The organism is Acinetobacter sp. GWC1_38_13 (assembly GCF_001767535.1).
Classification (GTDB): Bacteria; Pseudomonadota; Gammaproteobacteria; order Pseudomonadales; family Moraxellaceae; genus Acinetobacter; species Acinetobacter junii.
The window spans coordinates 1-17,822 of record NZ_MELG01000035.1; the positions used below are offsets into that span (position 1 = coordinate 1).

General features: G+C 39.5%; 18 protein-coding genes. 10 read left to right on the top strand and 8 right to left on the bottom strand.

All coding sequences use genetic code 11. The annotated features are described in order from the left end of the window. Window positions 1-542 precede the first annotated feature (542 nt). A complete protein-coding gene (locus A2003_RS03345) occupies window positions 543-1,334 on the top strand; it encodes a hypothetical protein (protein ID WP_286686799.1) in 792 nt (263 codons plus the stop codon). Between the two features lie 104 nt (window positions 1,335-1,438). On the opposite strand, the gene asd is transcribed toward A2003_RS03345, so the two are convergent. The 3 genes from asd to pncB all read right to left on the bottom strand — a co-directional run bounded on the left by asd (window position 1,439) and on the right by pncB (window position 4,724). Next, the gene (asd, locus tag A2003_RS03350) at window positions 1,439-2,290 is read right to left on the bottom strand and encodes an archaetidylserine decarboxylase (protein ID WP_286686800.1); all 852 of its coding nucleotides are present in this window, start codon (window positions 2,288-2,290) and stop codon (window positions 1,439-1,441) included. Continuing rightward, complete coding sequence (locus tag A2003_RS03355; protein WP_005403448.1) at window positions 2,287-3,135, bottom strand: sulfurtransferase; 849 nt, start codon at window positions 3,133-3,135, stop codon at window positions 2,287-2,289. The genes asd and A2003_RS03355 overlap by 4 nt, the downstream gene beginning before the upstream one ends. A 386-nt stretch (window positions 3,136-3,521) precedes the next feature. After that, on the bottom strand, window positions 3,522-4,724 hold the full coding sequence (pncB, locus tag A2003_RS03360) for a nicotinate phosphoribosyltransferase (protein WP_286686801.1): 1,203 nt from the start codon (window positions 4,722-4,724) through the stop codon (window positions 3,522-3,524). A 149-nt stretch (window positions 4,725-4,873) separates the two neighbouring features. On the opposite strand from pncB, the gene dtd reads away from it, so the two are divergent. Beyond that, window positions 4,874-5,314 carry a D-aminoacyl-tRNA deacylase gene (gene dtd / locus A2003_RS03365; RefSeq protein WP_004951153.1) on the top strand — a complete coding sequence of 147 codons (441 nt, stop codon included), beginning with the start codon at window positions 4,874-4,876 and terminating at the stop codon, window positions 5,312-5,314. Window positions 5,315-5,361: 47 nt separating this feature from the next. Here dtd and A2003_RS03370 read toward each other — a convergent pair whose 3' ends face one another. From A2003_RS03370 to serB, 3 genes are all read right to left on the bottom strand, one after another. Then, on the bottom strand, window positions 5,362-5,841 hold the full coding sequence (locus A2003_RS03370) for a hypothetical protein (RefSeq protein WP_004910100.1): 480 nt from the start codon (window positions 5,839-5,841) through the stop codon (window positions 5,362-5,364). 150 nt (window positions 5,842-5,991) lie between these two features. Beyond that, the gene (aciT, locus tag A2003_RS03375; RefSeq protein ID WP_004951151.1) at window positions 5,992-6,327 is read right to left on the bottom strand and encodes a ciprofloxacin tolerance protein AciT; all 336 of its coding nucleotides are present in this window, start codon (window positions 6,325-6,327) and stop codon (window positions 5,992-5,994) included. A 407-nt stretch (window positions 6,328-6,734) separates the two neighbouring features. Next, window positions 6,735-7,955 carry a phosphoserine phosphatase SerB gene (gene serB, locus A2003_RS03380; RefSeq protein WP_286686802.1) on the bottom strand — a complete coding sequence of 407 codons (1,221 nt, stop codon included), beginning with the start codon at window positions 7,953-7,955 and terminating at the stop codon, window positions 6,735-6,737. A 61-nt stretch (window positions 7,956-8,016) separates the two neighbouring features. Between serB and A2003_RS03385 the strand changes: the two genes are divergently transcribed. The 8 genes from A2003_RS03385 to glmS all read left to right on the top strand — a co-directional run bounded on the left by A2003_RS03385 (window position 8,017) and on the right by glmS (window position 16,422). Next, window positions 8,017-9,303: a hypothetical protein gene (locus tag A2003_RS03385; protein WP_286686803.1), complete on the top strand. Its 1,287-nt coding sequence runs from the start codon at window positions 8,017-8,019 to the stop codon at window positions 9,301-9,303. A 392-nt stretch (window positions 9,304-9,695) separates the two neighbouring features. Next, the gene (gene ribBA, locus A2003_RS03390) at window positions 9,696-10,817 is read left to right on the top strand and encodes a bifunctional 3,4-dihydroxy-2-butanone-4-phosphate synthase/GTP cyclohydrolase II (protein WP_004951142.1); all 1,122 of its coding nucleotides are present in this window, start codon (window positions 9,696-9,698) and stop codon (window positions 10,815-10,817) included. Window positions 10,818-10,828: 11 nt separating this feature from the next. Next, window positions 10,829-11,299 carry a 6,7-dimethyl-8-ribityllumazine synthase gene (gene ribH, locus A2003_RS03395; RefSeq protein WP_004637206.1) on the top strand — a complete coding sequence of 157 codons (471 nt, stop codon included), beginning with the start codon at window positions 10,829-10,831 and terminating at the stop codon, window positions 11,297-11,299. Window positions 11,300-11,302: 3 nt separating this feature from the next. Continuing rightward, complete coding sequence (nusB, locus tag A2003_RS03400) at window positions 11,303-11,752, top strand: transcription antitermination factor NusB (protein ID WP_004679125.1); 450 nt, start codon at window positions 11,303-11,305, stop codon at window positions 11,750-11,752. A 15-nt stretch (window positions 11,753-11,767) separates the two neighbouring features. Next, complete coding sequence (gene thiL / locus A2003_RS03405; protein WP_286686804.1) at window positions 11,768-12,685, top strand: thiamine-phosphate kinase; 918 nt, start codon at window positions 11,768-11,770, stop codon at window positions 12,683-12,685. Then, window positions 12,663-13,184 (top strand): phosphatidylglycerophosphatase A family protein, encoded by a 522-nt coding sequence (locus A2003_RS03410; RefSeq protein ID WP_004910111.1) that lies wholly within the window; start codon window positions 12,663-12,665, stop codon window positions 13,182-13,184. The genes thiL and A2003_RS03410 overlap by 23 nt, the downstream gene beginning before the upstream one ends. A 22-nt stretch (window positions 13,185-13,206) precedes the next feature. After that, entirely contained in the window at window positions 13,207-14,571 is a 1,365-nt protein-coding gene (glmU, locus tag A2003_RS03415) for a bifunctional UDP-N-acetylglucosamine diphosphorylase/glucosamine-1-phosphate N-acetyltransferase GlmU (protein ID WP_286686805.1), read from the top strand. A gap of 12 nt (window positions 14,572-14,583) precedes the next feature. After that, window positions 14,584-16,422, top strand: coding sequence for a glutamine--fructose-6-phosphate transaminase (isomerizing) (glmS, locus tag A2003_RS03420; RefSeq protein WP_286686806.1), 1,839 nt, complete (start codon window positions 14,584-14,586; stop codon window positions 16,420-16,422). Window positions 16,423-16,482: 60 nt separating this feature from the next. On the opposite strand, the gene A2003_RS03425 is transcribed toward glmS, so the two are convergent. Together A2003_RS03425 and A2003_RS03430 are read right to left on the bottom strand one after the other, a co-directional pair. Beyond that, a complete protein-coding gene (locus tag A2003_RS03425; RefSeq protein WP_112986312.1) occupies window positions 16,483-17,121 on the bottom strand; it encodes a YitT family protein in 639 nt (212 codons plus the stop codon). Window positions 17,122-17,333: 212 nt separating this feature from the next. After that, entirely contained in the window at window positions 17,334-17,798 is a 465-nt protein-coding gene (locus A2003_RS03430; protein WP_042892121.1) for an Lrp/AsnC family transcriptional regulator, read from the bottom strand. Window positions 17,799-17,822 lie beyond the last annotated feature (24 nt).

Consider the following 17,822-nt stretch of genomic DNA (forward strand, 5'->3'; position numbering starts at 1 on the left):
CATGCGATTTGGCCTAGTTATAAACCTCTCACTAAAACGCTTCAATTGCTGATAGAACTTTGGGCAACACAACAGCTTTAAAGGAAAAGAAAAAAGCCCGACATCCTGTCGGGCTTTTTCGTATTTCTTTCACTAGATACAACTCCTGTCATATCTCACATCCTGATGCTCAAACTTATTATTATTGTTTTATGTTTTGGAACTTCCTGTTCCTGATGAGTTCATATTAGGGAATTTAACTTAGGTTGAAAATGGGACATTGACGTTAATCGGTGTAGGAAATGGCTTACAGAATTAGTTTTATGTTTGGCAAGAAATATCAAACATGCTCAAAAAGCAGGCGACTTGTGTCTAAGTCAGTTTCTTTATCTTTTTTAGGACGGTATAAAAACCATTAAGGAACTGATTTAATATAATTTTTCCAATATGTGTTTCACATAACGCCCATTATGTTAAATGGATTAAAAATCAGTGGATATTTTACCTTTTTACAAATTAGTAGCTAAAATCACTTTAAAATTTAAACTTATAAGGAATTTAAAGTGCAAAGCCCTTTTTCTAAAATATTTATACTAAATATTTTCATAATGATAGGCAGTGTTTCGCATGCTATTGAAGTCAAACCATTCAAATCTATAAGAAATAATGATGGTCATCCAGAAAATATTTCTTTATATAAAATAACAAATAAATATAGTGATTTATATGTAAGACAATATCCATTCTCTATTGAGAACAGTAATCGCAATGCTGATTTTATTAGTGAGATAGATCCACAATGTGAAATCTTAGAAAAGATATATAAGCAGCAGACTACTTATGTTGTGACAAGTACATGTGGCTCATGGTTTGGTATGAGTAGCCCAGAAAGCCATTATTTTATATATGAGTTTAACGATCTAGCAAAATTAATTAAATCTGAAACTATTGAATTCAAAGAGTCATTAGATATTACTATTTCAGAGCTTAATTCAGGTATAAAAATAACATCAAGCCAAAGTCCCAAAACTGGGAAAAAATATGATTATGAATACAAAAATGGGAGCTTATATGACTTCTCAACATCTATGAATAGAAATTTAGTTTCAAAAGAAAATGATAGAATCTGTAAGGGATTCTATGATCAAGTTTATACTCAATTTAAGTATTCTTATGTACCAGGTATGAACAATCTTTTTGAAATTTTACCTAGACATGGTTATTCATGGGTTCCCAACAAGATAAAATCTAATGAAGAATTATCAGATAAATTAGCCAATGATTTAAAAGGGAAAGATCTTACACAACGTAGAAATATTCCTTATTCAATATTTAAACAAGACTATTGTTCTTAACTAACTTAAGCATTCCCAAAATTAACATAATACGCCTTATGCGAAATACAACAACAACATAAAATAAAAAGCCCCTATCTAGGGGCTTTTTATAATTATATAGATTAAATCGAATGTCCTAAACGCTCACCCATCACCACAGTCGAGTTCGCTTTAAACTGCTCTTCCCATACTATTTTATCTTTTTCAAATAAAACCACAGCAGTAGAACCTAAGTAGAAACGACCTAACTCAGCACCTTTATCTAACTGCATTTGATGATGCTGTAATTCAACTTTACCTGAAGGTTTTACCTTGCCTGTCGCAACAGTTTCAATCCCAGCCACAATCATCGCGCCAACTAAAACCACTGCCATACGACCAAGTTCTGTATCAAACAAACATACCATACGCTCATTACGCGCAAATAAACCTGGTACATTTTCAGCAGTCGTTTGATTAACTGAGAACAACTCTCCTGGAATGTATAAAGTTTCAGTCAATGTACCTGCAAATGGCATATGTACACGGTGATAATCTTTCGGTGATAAATAAACTGTTGCAAACTGACCATCTACAAATGACTTCGCAAGTTGCGGATCACCAATCAATTTCTCTACAGAAAAACTTTGACCTTTGGCTTGGAAAATATCCCCTGCCTCAATCTTACCCAACTGAGAAATTGCACCATCTGCAGGACAAACAATACTATCCGCACGCTCGTCCACACCACGTACACCTTCCTTCAATGCACGGGTGAAGAACTCATTAAATGATTTATATTGATTCGGATTAGTCTGCTCAGCAATGCTCATGTCAATGCCGTATTTCGCTTTGAATGCCTGAATCACAGCAGTTTTTACCAAAACATTTTCACTGGCTGCCACTTTGCCGATAACACGGCTCAGTTGATGTTGAGGTACTAAGTTTTGTGCTTTGATAAAAAGTTGTTTTTTTAGGTCTGCTGAAAAACTCAAGATGGTGACTCCCCTGAAATAATAGGACTATCGAGGCGATTGCCCCATTCACTCCACGCACCATCGTAGGCTCTCACTTGCCAATTGAGTAATTTTGCCAAGATATACGCCAAGCCCGAACGGTGATGTGACTGACAATACACCACCACAGGTTGTTGTAAATTAAAGCCTAATTGTTCCAAACGTTGTTGAGTGCGTTCAAGCGGGTGTAATTTTAGATGATTTTCACGATTTAGGGCAGTACTCCATTCAAAATGCAAAGCATTTGGGATGTGACCACCGCGTCGCGCAGCAAGACGTAAACCCGTATATTCATCTATGGTACGGCAGTCCCAAAGTTGAATATTCTTATGATTGACTGCATTGAGGAGTTCATCATATTCAATACGATGCTGTTGTACTGCCTGCTCATCAATAGCAACTAACTCTGCAACAGGTTTGTATGGTTCAACTTCAGACGTGGTTGGTAAACCTGCACCTAACCAGCCGTGAATACCACCATTAATCAAACTGGTACGTGTGAAACCTAAGCAGTGTAAATTCCAAATCAAACGCCCTGCCCAAGCACCACCCTCGTCGTCATACACCACTACATGATGTTGCGGTGAAATATTTAATTTCTCAATCAAGGTTTTTAAACCATCGACATCTGGCAATACACCATTCGCTTGTTCATTCTGTGCAACTAAATATTTAGGTTGCAAATGAATGGCATGTGGAATGTGCAATTGCTCATAAACCGAAGCTCGGCTTAGATCGATCACTCGAATCAACTCATGACCCAAGTATGGTACAAGTTGTTCAGGTTCAATCAATAAACCTAATTTAAAATCTGTGTCAGTCATTGTTATGGTGTCTTGTGATTACAGCATTGCATCAAATTTTAGCATAGCTCACTTTTTATCTTTGTCTGATTTTTCGTATTCATTTAGCAGAAAACAAGATATAGGAAAAAACCCAACGATTTTAGATTTAAAGCATAAAATTTGCTGACAATTGCGAAAGTTAAGCCATATAAACCTGTCGAAAAAACTTAATGGTGCAGAGGCGACATGAATGCCGCCTGTGTGGCTGCCTTGCGTTGCTTTGAAATTGCTCAGGATGTGCCAACAGTTCAACAAAAGATTTTTGCTACTTTGGATCTTTCAAAAGTAAAGAGTACCTATTACAGATCTCTCATAACATTTGAGCTATTCAATAGCCGTACCAAATTTTGAGTATGAAAGAATAACTAGGCCTCTTCAATCTCAAACACCTGACGCAAATACGCCAAAAACGTTTCATTATCGCTCATGGTCTTGCCTGAACTATCAGAAATTTTTGCTACCGATTGCCCATTACATTCCACCAGTTTTAAAACAATATTAAGCGGTGTCTGTCCCATGTCATTGGTGAGATTAGTTCCAATACCAAAACTAACCTGAAAGCGATCTTTAAAATATTGATGCAATAACCATGCTTTCTCTAAATTTAAACCATCACTAAAAGTTAACATTTTGGTCTTGGTATCTATTTTTAATTTGCGATAGTGCGCAAAGGCTTTATCACCCCATTCATAAGGATCACCACTATCATGGCGCAAACCATCAAATAATTTGGCAAAATACAGATCAAAATCTCGCAAGAAAGCATCCATCCCAACCACATCGGTCAATGCGATACCCAAATCCCCTCGATACTCTTGTACCCACGCTTCTAAAGCCGCTTTTTGGAAATTACGTAACCGAACATCCAATGCCTGAAAAGCCTGTAAAAACTCATGTGCCATGGTTCCGATCGGGCTAATGCCTAATTCTTTCGCTAACAGCACATTGCTGGTGCCACGAAAAACTTTGGGTGCAGCTGAGTGAAAGGTTTGAACTACATGTTTTTGCCATTCAAAACTATAACGTCGTCGTGTTCCAAAATCTGAGACTAAGAATGGAGGATCACTTTCTTGCTGTTGCTGAGCATAATCTTGTAGTTGAACCAGCTTCTGCTGTAAACGGCGCTCGCCTTCTACAAAAACGTCATCATTACGGATGCGTTGGAAATACAGCTCATTGACGATAGCTAAAACGAAAATCTCAAACATCATGGCTTGTACCATTGGACCTTCGATTCGAATATCGAGCCGACCTGCCTCATCCATACTGGCTTGGATAAAACGACGTTTAAGTTGAAATAACTCTAAGTAATCAACAAAATCACTTTTAATAAAACGCAAGGAACGTAAATACTGTAACTCATCATCGGTGAAGCGCAGCTCACACAACAAATCAAGTTGATAGTTCAAATCATCCAAAATCTCAACTAGCGGATAAACCGTGTCATCTAAATTGCGGCAACGAAATAAATAAACACTGTGAGTTTGCGGAAACTGATGTAGCACGACTTGCAACATCGTGAATTTATACAAGTCCGTGTCGAGTAAAGATCGAATAATGGCAGGCATAAAGGATGGTTTTAACCAATTTTTATTAGATATCTGTTGTTATACAACCAAACGCTGGAGATTGAATAGTAGACTTTTGCTGCACGACTCATTTTTATCCTTTTGCTCTGCTAAAATTGCGCATCTCCTATCATCCAATTTTTAAAGTTATGCGTGCATTAATTCAGCGAGTTCTTGAAGCAAAAGTGGTTGTGGACGGACAAACCACGGGCGAGATTGAAAAAGGCTTATTGGTTTTTCTAGGCTTAGGGAAAGACGATACTTTAGAAAAGGGTAAGAAACTGATCGATAAGATTCTCAAATATCGAATCTTTGACGATGAAAATGGCAAGATGGGGTGGAATGTGAGTCAAGCCAGTGGCGGTATTTTATTGGTATCTCAATTTACCCTCATGGCACAAACTCAAAAAGGGTTACGACCAGACTTTGGACCTGCGATGCCACCTTCAGATGCCAAAGCACTCTATGAGCAATTGGTTGAATACGCACAACAGCAATTTGAAAATGTACAAACAGGTATTTTTGCTGCGGATATGAAAGTACATTTGGTGAATGATGGACCTGTGACTTTTAACCTAGAGATTGAATAACTTTAGGCAATAAAAAACTCCCATCTAGGGAGTTTTTTTCAGGCTTGTTATTTACCTGTTTTTTCTTTAATAAACGCACGTGCTTGGCGAATTTTTTCTTTTACAGGTTTTGGTACTTTAGGTGGAATCAATTTCGCTGCTTGGTTGAACCAAACCAATAAGCTAAAGTCACCTTCCATTTTAATGCTACCGTCTTGCATACCTGTCATGAATGCTGTTGGGTCGCCTTTTACTAAAGTTTTTACGCCTTGCTCACTTGAAGCAAATTGCAAAATAAAATCCGCTTTTTCAGGATTGCCCGCAACTGTATCGATCTTACCGTGATTGACAATAATCTGACGTGCCATACCCAAGTCTGTACCAATTTGAATACGAAATTCACGATCATGAACTAACTCAATAAACTTAGGGCTAGTACGTGCCAATTGCTTCATACGCAACGCCAAACCTGCCACCAACAAATCCAGTGGATCTGTACTTACATCAACGATAGGTAACTTAACCACAGGTAGAGAAGAAAGCTTCATGACAATTATGCCCACAGTATAATGATGAAAATTAAGACAACCCGTATCCTAGCACAATTGTGAAGAACTCTGTAAAAGCTTTGTTTCAGAAAGTGAATGTAAAAAAGGCGTGCTGAGCACGCCTTTGATGTGATTAGAATTATTATGTATTTATCGACTAGAACATTGTTGTTGGTCATCCTTATAAACAGGCGTGTGTTCAATATACTGGCGATTAGCCAGTTGTTTTTGTGCTTGTTTGTCTTCACGTAAAAGAATAAATGTCACCGTCACCATCGCAAGGCTGAGCGCTGTCAGATAACTATAAGCGACAGACATTTCGAACATGGTTTGCACACCAAAGCGTACCACTTCGAGCAGTCCCCAACTAATCATACCCGCCAACATAAAACCTAACCAACGACGATAAGGAGAGAAGAAAACAGCAATAACTGCGACAGCGATCAAGCCAAATCCAACCCACATGGTGAAATTCGCTGCTTCCATAGAAACCTCCGTCTTTAAAAGGATGTCTGAATCAACGTTCAGACCTTATATTGTTCTGTAATCTCTAACAGTACTTCGTGTTGCATTAACGTCTTTATGCATTATGGAGCGTTTTTTTTAGAAAAAAAGAGCTTAAAATTAACGATACGACACAAGATGTCGCAATATGCTTTTGTAATTACATTTTTTAAAAATCAAAATTCTGAAATTTCTATATAGCATCAATTACTGAGTGTCATTACAAAAAAATACGCTTAATTTTGACCTCAAAAAAACTTTTTTCTGAATTTTTTAATTGTAGGTTTTCTATACATTTAGACATAAATATGACGAAGTGATGACAGCCAATAAAATCAATAAAGCCACATGATCTGTGGCTTTATTTGAGGGCTCAGATCTACATTTATCTATGCTCGATTGAGGTCTTTATCATGCATACCTAAAAGATAAAGCACGCCATCTAAACCCACACTCGAAATTGCCTGATTGGCATTTTGACGAACTAGAGGTTTGGCACGAAAAGCCACACCTAGCCCAGCGATTGACAGCATTGGTAAATCATTTGCGCCATCACCAACAGCCATCGCCTGCTCTAATGAGATACCCATTTTATCAGCCAACTGGCGTAACAGCTCTGCCTTACGCGCACCATCAACAATCGCACCTTTCACTTCACCAGTGACAATCCCATCTTGCACATCCAAAATATTGGCATGCACTTCATCAATGCCAAGTTTAGCTTGTAAATACTCTGCGAAATATTGGAAGCCACCTGAAAGAATTGCTGTCTTATAACCTAAGGCTTTCAACGTTGAAATTAAGCGCTCTGCACCTTCTGTCACAGTTAGACGCTCAGCAATTTTAGGCAGAACAGATGCATCTAAGCCTTTTAACAACGCAACACGTGCACGGAAACTTTGTTGGAAATCAAGCTCACCTTGCATTGCACGTTCTGTAATTTCAGCAACTTGCTCACCTACACCCGCTTCTAATGCAAGCTCATCAATCACTTCTTGCTCAATCAATGTAGAGTCCATATCAAAGCAAACCAAGCGACGATTACGGCGATAAGCATTATCTTCTTGTACGGCAACGTCGATGTTTAACTCACCTGATAAACTCAAACAAGCAGCACGCATTGCTTGTGCATCAAGCATTTGTCCACTTAATCCGAACTGAACGCAAGCGCGTCGTGGGAACTGACTTTGTTCTTCTAGTTCTAAACGTCCTGATAAACGTGTTACCGTTTCTATGTTAAACCCTTGACCCGAAACAATTTGAGTCACAGCTTGCAAATGTGCAGCGGTCAGTTCAGGTGCAAGAGCCGTCACGATATAGCGTGTACGTCCACCCTCACTCACCCATTGGTCATATTCTGCGTTGCTGATTGGTTTAAATCGCACAGTTAAGCCAATATCATGTGCTAAAATCAGAATCTCTTTCATTGCTAATGCTGTTGCAGTCTCGTTATCTGATGCAACAACGATCCCAAGGGTCAGTTGATTGTGAATAACCGCCTGACCGACATCGAGTATTTGCAAAGAATGTACGGAGAGTACCTGCATTAATCGAGTAAACTGATTCGGTTGATCTGGTCCTAAAAAGGATATAAGAATGATTTCTCGCATGAATTGACTCGTGTTAGAGCGACAACTATTGTAAGAATCATAACATAACCCATGAATCTATTTGCCTTGGAAGTTTAACTTGAATGCGCCTCGCCAAGGGCTATTTGCTAGCCTACTGATCGTTAGTTTTGCCTTGCATACCTTTTTATTGGTGATTGCAACGACTCATCAACTCAATGAAAACCGCGCCAGCCAAGGACAACTGATGACCAGTCAGTTAGTGGCAGATACTCTTTCTGAAATGGAACCCGCCAATACTGTTTCTTTAGCATTGGTTGCTAATCGCTATGCGACCAATCCAAGTGTTGCCTCAATCCGTATTTTGGATGCCAACAAACAAGTGTTAGCAACTAGCGGTATGGCTAAAACTCGTCAAGGCGAAGTATTTGTCCGTGATGCTTTACAGAATGAAAAGAAAGTGGGAACAGTCGAAATAACGCTGATACAACCAAGTATTGGTGAAATTTTGCGTACACAGTGGTTGGCGATTCTATTGTCTCTATTGATTCATGGATTAATTTGGTTAGGCTACCGTGCTATTGCACGCCCAACGCGAACCGAATATCTTGCTCGTATCAATCAAGAAAATCATCTCAAGCATGAAATTCAACGTTTAACTCAAGCTTTGGCATTAGAAAAACAAAATACGGTTACTTTGGTCGCTCAAGCACAACAACAAGCAAAAGTACAACCCAAAACGCGAGTTGAAAAAGTCAGCACTGAAACACCTCCAGTTGATCAGCATACATTGGCGCTTAACATCCAGTTTTATGATCCAAAACAACTCTTAAATAGTGTTAACCAATCCGTTTCATTGCCTTACTTTAAGCTTTGTCAGTTATTTTTGGATAAAAGTATCGATCTATGTGCTAAACATTATCAAATTGATCCATCTAAAATTTGTGTTGAACAAGAGTTTAATGCTGAAGGGGCAACCTTAAGTACTCAGTCAGATCAAACACATGCTTTAGAATGTCTTATGATGATTGGTGCTGTTTTCCAACTGCTCGCAGAGGTACTGTATAAACGTTATCGCGAAGACAAACGCTTTGCCTTGCAAACGCGTGGTTCTGTTGCTAGCCCTGTAGATGCCATGCAGCTCGATGCAATTGAAGCTTCGAAACGCCTAACTCAACATTTACATGCAAAAGAAGCTGCCTTGCATTTGAATCACGAGCAATTAAAAGCGATTCAACATAGCTATGAATTAGTTGCTATGCCTAACCCAAGCAACATCATGACACGTCATGCATTTATGATTAATGGTATGAATGAGGAGTGTGCAACTTTAGCTCAAAATCTGCGCACTGAAATTTTAATGGGTAAAAAGGCAAAAGTCTCATCTTGAATCATCCAGCCTTTCTTAATTCACTTCGATAAAATAGCCCCATTTTTTAAGTATAGAATGGGGTTTATTATTTGAATAACTATTAAGTTTATTCCATCAAAAAGTGCTTGATTTGCATAAAACAACAACACACTCAAACTATATTCTTAAATCGATTCAGCGCAGCTTGAGTTAAAAAATTATTGCAAAGCAATGAAATTTTTAGAAAAAACAAAATATTATATTCTGAATCAAAACCAAATATTTAGATCAATAAAAGCGTTTACTCAGCATGATGTATAAATTCGTCACGTGCGATAAGAAGCACAGGCGAAAAGTTTTAAAATGCGGTAAACTATGCCAAATTTATCGAATACTAATGCCTTAAAAGGCTGCTTAAAAGGTGAAAGCGAATGCCGCTGAGTCGTGTTGAAGAACTTGTCGCAGATATTCGTGCAGGCAAAATGGTTATCCTCATGGATGACGAAGATCGAGAAAATGAAGGTGACTTAGTCATCGCTGCTACCCATGTTCGTCCTGAAGACATTAACTTCATGATTACACATGCACGTGGTTTGGTCTGTCTGACATTAAGCCGCGAACGTTGTAAGCAACTCAACCTTCCGCTTATGGTTGATCAAAACGGCGCTCAACATGCCACGAACTTCACCCTTTCAATCGAAGCAGCCGAAGGCATCAGCACAGGTATCTCAGCAGCAGAACGTGCACATACTATTCGCACAGCTGTAGCTGCCCATGCTAAACCAAGTGATATTGTTCAACCTGGTCATATTTTTCCATTAATGGCTCAACCAGGTGGTGTCTTACATCGCGCAGGTCATACCGAAGCTGGATGTGACTTAACACGCTTAGCAGGTTTAGAGCCTGCTTCAGTGATCTGTGAAATTATCAATGAAGATGGCACTATGGCGCGCCGTCCTGATTTAGAAGTATTTGCAGAAAAGCATGGTCTCAAGATTGGTACGATTGCGGATTTAATTCACTACCGTATGACCAACGAGCAAACTGTTGAACGCTTATCTCAAGAAACCATTCAAACTGAATACGGGACTTTTGATCTTTATAAATACCGTGAAATCGGTAACCCAGACATTCATTTAGCTTTGGTAAAAGGTGAGCCGAAAGAAGGCGTGACCACTGTTCGTGTTCATGGATTCAATCCTGTTCGTGATCTTTTAAAGCTCAATAAAGCTGATGGTTCTCCAGCATGGAATCTTGATCTTGCAATGAAAACGATTGCTGCAAGTGACCGTGGTGTATTGGTTTGGATTGGACAAGATCACTTGGAAGATTTAGGTCATGCCATTCATCATTTGAACCAACCAAAGCCACTGAAATCAAATGCAGCGCTATCGCAGCAATATCAAACAATTGGTGTCGGTGCACAAATTTTACGTGATCTTGGTGTTGAGAAAATGAAGTTGTTGAGTTCTCCGCTTCGTTTCAATGCTTTATCAGGATTTCATTTAGAGGTGGTGGAATACATCACTGCCGATCAAATCACAGCAAAATAATCGAGGTTGCTATGGCAATTCGCCGAATTGAAGGTTTATTACATCTCGCAAGCGAAGGTCGTTATGCGATCTTAGTTGGTCGTTTCAACAGCTTCGTTGTAGAACATTTACTTGAAGGTGCGATCGACACATTAAAACGTCACGGCGTTGCAGAAGATGCGATCACCGTGATTCATGCACCAGGTGCATGGGAGCTGCCGATCGTTGCGAAGAAATTAGCGGCTTCAAACAAATTTGATGCCATCATTGCTTTAGGTGCAGTAATTCGTGGTAGCACACCTCACTTTGACTTCGTTGCTGGTGAATGTGCTAAAGGTCTAGGTGTTGTAGCACTTGAAAGCACAATGCCTGTGATCAACGGTGTTTTAACTACCGATAGCATCGAACAAGCGATTGAACGTTCAGGTACGAAAGCAGGTAATAAAGGTAGCGAAGCTGCACTTACTGCTATCGAAATGGTTAACTTATTAAAGGCAATTTAAAGCATGTCGCAAACACTTCAGGCCGCTTATGCAGCGAAACGCAAAGCACGTCGTTTTGCTGTACAAGGGATTTATGAATGGCAAATGAGTCAAAATCCTGTTCATGAAATTGAAGCACGTACACGTGTTGAAAATGCCATGCACAAGGTTGACCTCAACTACTACCATGAATTACTCACTCAAGTGGTTGCTCAACATGAAGCTTTAGATGAGTTACTCATTCCTGTACTTGACCGTGAGCTATCTGCACTTGATGGTGTAGAACTTGCAACCTTACGATTGGGCGCTTATGAATTACGAGATCATCTCGAAGTTCCTTATCGCGTTGTACTTGATGAAGCAATTGAGCTAGCAAAACACTTTGGTGGTGCAGACAGTCATAAATACATCAATGGTGTATTAGATCGTCTTTCTTCAAAGCTTCGTGAAGCTGAAAAACAACAAGCGAAATAATAGGCTTGATGTTTCATGGCTGAGTTTTCAATTATTGACCGTTACTTTAAACGAGCATCTCATCAGGATGTCAGTTTAGGTATTGGTGATGACTCAGCCATCCTCACCCCTCCTTCCTCGCAACAACTCGTCATTTGCACAGACACTCTAGTCGCTGGGCGCCATTTCCCTTTAGACACCTCAGCACATGCTGTGGGTTGGAAAAGTGTAGCCGTGAATTTATCAGATATCGCGGCAATGGGAGCTCAACCACACAGCATCTTGCTTGCACTCAGTTTACCAAGTGTAGATGAGGCATGGTTGGCTGAATTCAGTCGAGGACTCTTTGAATGTTGTGACCAATTCAATGTTGCATTAATCGGTGGAGATACAACGCAAAGTTCCCAATTAACGATTACAGTGACAGCGCTAGGTTGGATAGAACAAGGACAAGCAATTACGCGAGCTGGTGCGCAAGTCGGTGACTATATATGCGTGAGTGGGCAAGTCGGTGATGCTGCGTATGGACTGCACCATTTAGGTCATGCACTACAACAACGTTTAGATTATCCAACACCACGTTGTCAGTTAGGTCAGCGACTGAAAGGTCGAGCGACCAGTATGATCGATGTCTCGGATGGTTTAGCACAAGACTTAGGACATATTCTGAAAGCTTCTAGCGTGGGTGCGACCTTATTTTTAGATCGTTTGCCAATAGATTCAGCACTAAAAGCATTAGACCAACAACAAGCTTGGCAATATGCGCTCGCTGGTGGGGATGACTACGAATTATGCTTTACAATATCACCGCAAAAATTCGAAGAACTATCGCGACATCAATCTGATGTACCGTTTACAATAATCGGCGAAATTACCCAACAAACTGGATTGTTATTTAAGTATATGGGCGAAGTTTACCCATTACATGTTCATGGATATCAACACTTTGCATAAACCCCCTATTCACTTTAGCCAAATGACTTGGTTTGACCGCTTTATTGTGTTCTGCGGTGTAGGATTTGGCTCTGGTCTCAGTCCCAAAGCCCCTGGTACTTTTGGGTCAGCGTTTGCTCTTCTTTTCGTCCCCCTGTGGCTAATACTTGGCTTCAATGCCAGTGTTTTTGCAATCCTACTCATGTCGATTGCAGGCATTTATATTTGTGGTCACACTGCTAAAGTGATTAATGTCCATGATGATGGTCGTATCGTTTGGGATGAATTTGCTGGACAATCGATTACCTTTTTACCTCTGCTCTACTTACAGCAAATGAATTGGTTATGGGTCATTGCAGGTTTTGTCTTATTCCGTATCTTCGACATCTGGAAACCATTTCCAATTAATTGGGCTGACCAAAAAGTTTCTGGCGGCTTTGGTATTATGCTTGATGACCTGATTGCAGGACTTTGGGCTGCATTATGTATTTTTCTTATTCAATTTTATTTTTTGACCTAACACATTAATATTAGGGTTAATTATGTCAACAACCGTCATTATTCTAGCTGCAGGGAAAGGAACGCGAATGCGTTCAAAGCTTCCTAAAGTATTACAACCACTTGCAGGTCGTCCACTTTTGGGACACGTCATTGAAACCGCAAAAAAACTCAACGCCCAAAATATTATTACCATTTATGGGCATGGCGGTGAACTTGTTAAACAAAGCTTTGCACAAGAACAGATTGAATGGGTTGAACAAGCTGAGCAATTAGGTACTGGTCATGCTGTACAGATGACATTACCAGTTTTACCGCAAGATGGTATCTCACTCATTTTATATGGTGATGTGCCTTTAGTTCGACTCAGTACTCTTGAACAATTACTAGAAGCATCTAGCCAGTCGGGTATTGGGATGATCACACTCGATGTCGAAAATCCAACGGGCTATGGTCGTATCGTTCGTCAGGCAGGAAAAGTTCAAGCCATTGTTGAGCATAAAGATGCCAATGAAGAACAACGTCAGATCCAAGAGATCAATACGGGGATCTACTGCGTTAGCAATGTAAAATTACACCAATGGCTACCAAAGCTGTCGAATAACAACGCACAAGGTGAATATTATCTTACCGATATCGTAGCGATGGCGGTTGCAGATGGTCTAGAAATCGCTTCCATTCAACCTGAACTGGCATTTGAAGTTGAAGGCGTAAATGATCGTCTACAACTCGCTACGTTGGAACGTCAATTTCAACAACAACAAGCCAAAGAATTAATGCAACAAGGCGTTCACTTAATTGATCCAAATCGTTTTGATCTACGTGGCACATTAAAATGTGGGCAAGATGTTCAAATCGATGTGAATGTTATTATTGAAGGTCACTGTGAGCTCGGTGATAACGTACAACTTGGTGCAGGCTGTATCCTAAAGAACACGCGTATCGCAGCAGGCACTAAAGTTCAGGCTTATAGTATTTTTGAAAATGCAGTAGTAGGCGAAAATACTCAAATTGGTCCTTTTGCTCGTTTACGTCCAGGCGCAAATCTTGCAAATGATGTGCATATCGGTAACTTCGTAGAAGTTAAAAATTCTAATATTGGTGTAGGTTCTAAAGCCAATCATTTCACTTATCTTGGTGATGCTGATATTGGTGCGGATTGTAATATCGGTGCAGGTACGATTACTTGTAACTATGATGGCGCAAATAAGCATAGAACTATTATTGAAGATCATGTATTTATTGGCACCAATAATTCACTGGTTGCTCCGATCAAAATCGGTACTGGTGCTACAACTGGCGCTGGTTCAACCTTAACACGAGATGTGGCTGACCATAGTTTAGCTGTCGAACGATCTAAACAGTTTGAAAAAGCAAATTATCAACGTCCCCAAAAGCTGAAAAAATAAGAGGATAAAATTATGTGTGGTATTGTTGGAGGCGTTGCTGAACGTTGCGTAACTGATATTTTGATCGAAGGACTTAAGCGTCTTGAGTATCGTGGTTACGACTCTGCTGGTTTAGCATTACTCAATAATCAAAAAATTCTACGTGAGCGTCGCGTAGGGAAAGTTGCCAATCTTGCCGAAGCTGTTTCAGAACAACATTTAACGGGTAATATCGGAATTGCACACACACGTTGGGCAACTCATGGTAAACCAACTGAAAATAATGCACATCCACACGTTTCTGGAAATGTCGCTGTCGTACATAACGGTATTATTGAAAATTACCAAGAATTAAAAGACGATCTACAAGCCTTAGGTTATGTATTTACCTCTCAAACAGATACCGAAGTTGTTGCTCATCTCGTACATGATGCATTAAAACAGACCGATAGCTTGCTTGAAGCCGTACAAAAAGTTATTCCTCAACTGAAAGGTGCTTACGCGCTTGGGATTATTCATACTGAACATCCAGATGAATTAATCACTGTCCGTGAAGGTTCTCCTCTCGTGATTGGTGTGGGTATCGGTGAAAACTTTATCAGTTCAGATCAATTGGCTCTACTTCCAGTCACGAATCGCTTTGTTTATCTAGAAGAAGGCGATATTGCTCGCTTAACTCGTACGAGCATTGAAGTTTTTGCGCAAGGTGAAGCTGTTCAACGCCCAGTGAAAGAACTGGATGCTACGGTTAGCAACGCATCTAAAGGTGAATATAAGCACTTCATGCTCAAAGAAATTTATGAGCAGCCAGAAGCGATCCAGCAAACCATTTCACAAGCCTTAAATGGCAATTATTTGCGTGAAGATTTTCTTCAATATGCTAATGCTGATTTTGCTAAAATCCAACAGGTACAAATTATTGCCTGTGGAACCAGCTATCACGCAGGTATGATTGCAAAATATTGGTTTGAACAATTAATCGGCGTACCTTGCCAAGTCGAAATTGCCAGCGAGTTCCGCTATCGTACGCCTGTCATTGTGGCAAATACGCTGTATATCTGTATTTCTCAATCTGGTGAAACGGCAGATACCCTAGCAGCCTTACGTGAAACCCAAAAACGCGCTAAAGCCAACTCGATTGACACTAGCACGATGACGATTTGTAACGTTGCGACATCATCGATGGTTCGCGAAACAGATCATCATTTACTCACCCTTGCTGGCCCTGAAATTGGTGTTGCTTCAACCAAAGCATTTACCACGCAACTTGCTGCATTAATGTTACTGATTCTAAAAATCGGTCAAGTGAAGCAACGTCTCTCTGATGCCCAGTTAACAGAAATTACTGAAGCTTTATGGCATTGCCCGAAAGTAATTCTAGATACTTTGCAGCACAATACTTCGATTCTTCGTTTGTCTGCGTTATTTGTAGAAAAGAACCACTGTTTATTCCTTGGTCGTGGAACACACTTCCCAATCGCACTAGAAGGTGCTTTGAAGCTCAAAGAAATTTCATATATTCATGCTGAAGGTTATGCGGCAGGTGAACTCAAACATGGTCCATTGGCATTAGTTGACAATGAAATGCCTGTGGTGATTTTGGCACCAAATGATGACATGCTCGATAAATTAAAATCGAATATGGAAGAAGTACAAGCGCGTGGCGGCGAGCTTTTTGTTTTTGCTGATGAAAATAGCGGAATCCAAGAAAAAGATCGCCAACACGTGGTTCATATCCCAGCAGTCAATGAATGGTTGGCACCTATTGTTTACAGTATCCCTGTACAGCTTCTGTCATATCATGTCGCTGTATTGCGTGGTACTGATGTGGATCAGCCACGTAACCTTGCAAAAAGTGTAACGGTCGAATAATAAAAAATGGAAGAAAGGTTCGCCTTTCTTCCATTTCCTTTTGAGAAACTTTTAATCGTATTAAGCAATATAACGACTGGTTTTATGATTCAATAAAATAATTAAATTTAAAATTACCGCACCCAAAATTGAAAATAGAACTAACTTCCAATCCACATAAAATAACGATGCCAGTAAAATTGCAACATCGATGCCCATCTGTACTTTTCCAGCAGGAATTTTAAATCGCTCTTGCAGATATAAAACCAACAAGTTAATTCCACCTAAACTCGAACGATGTCGAAATAAGATTAAAAAACTGACTCCCATCAACACATTTGCAAAGATAGTTGCATAAATCGGATTGACATCAGACAACTGAAAAAAATGTGGAATGGTCTCTGTAAAACTAGCCAGCAAAGCAACAGCAATGAAGGTTTTGACCACCAATCCCATACCCATCTTTTTATAAGCAAAATAATAAAATGGAATATTAATCAGGAAAAAGAGTACTCCGAATTTAATATCGGTCACGTAGTGGATCAATAAGGATAGACCCGCTGTACCACCTGTCATAATGCCCGCTTGCTGCAATAGGGTCATCGCAAAAGATAAAATGAAGGTACCGATTAACATGGCCAAGGCATCCTCAATCTTAGAATGCTGATCTATTGCAGACATGACTGGACTTACCAAAGATACATTTTGATCGGTATTCATAATGGTATAACTCAATAGGAGAACAACAGAAGGGAGAGATCTTTAAAAAAGATATGACATATTTGATCATTTTTATTCAATTTTCGCAATTTTTTCTTATATTTTTATCATAAATGCAATTTATATTCACAATAACGGATTCCGAATGATCAATCAGATATGAATATACAGCAATTTGACTAATCAGCTTTTAGCGTCATAGATCAAATTTTTTATTTCATCGCGATGCCATTTTCTTTTAATTTTTCTAAAACAATTGAGGTATTTAAGTTACTTACACCAAAATCACTTGAGGACAAGATCCCAATCAGTTTTACCATTTCATCTAAGCTTTTAACAGCGACTTTAAGTGCAAAGTCATAACTGCCTGTAAGTTTATGAATATCTTTAACCGCAGGTTCTCTTAAGAGAAAGTCGACAAAGCGATCATGCGTCGCATCATTATAATTCTGCAATTTAACTTCAATAATTCCCATAATTGGCGTGGGATCTGCGCTCAGAGCCACCTGAGCATAATATCCTGTAATCACTTTGGTCTGTTCTAAATAGATTCGTCGACGAGAACATTGCGAGGTTGAAAGCCCCACCAGCTCAGCTAATTCTTGATTAGCTAAACGACCGTTGAGTTGTAAATGATGAATAATTTTTTTATCAAAATCATCTAATTCGTCAATCATACAACTCTCAAATAAATCTGGGTA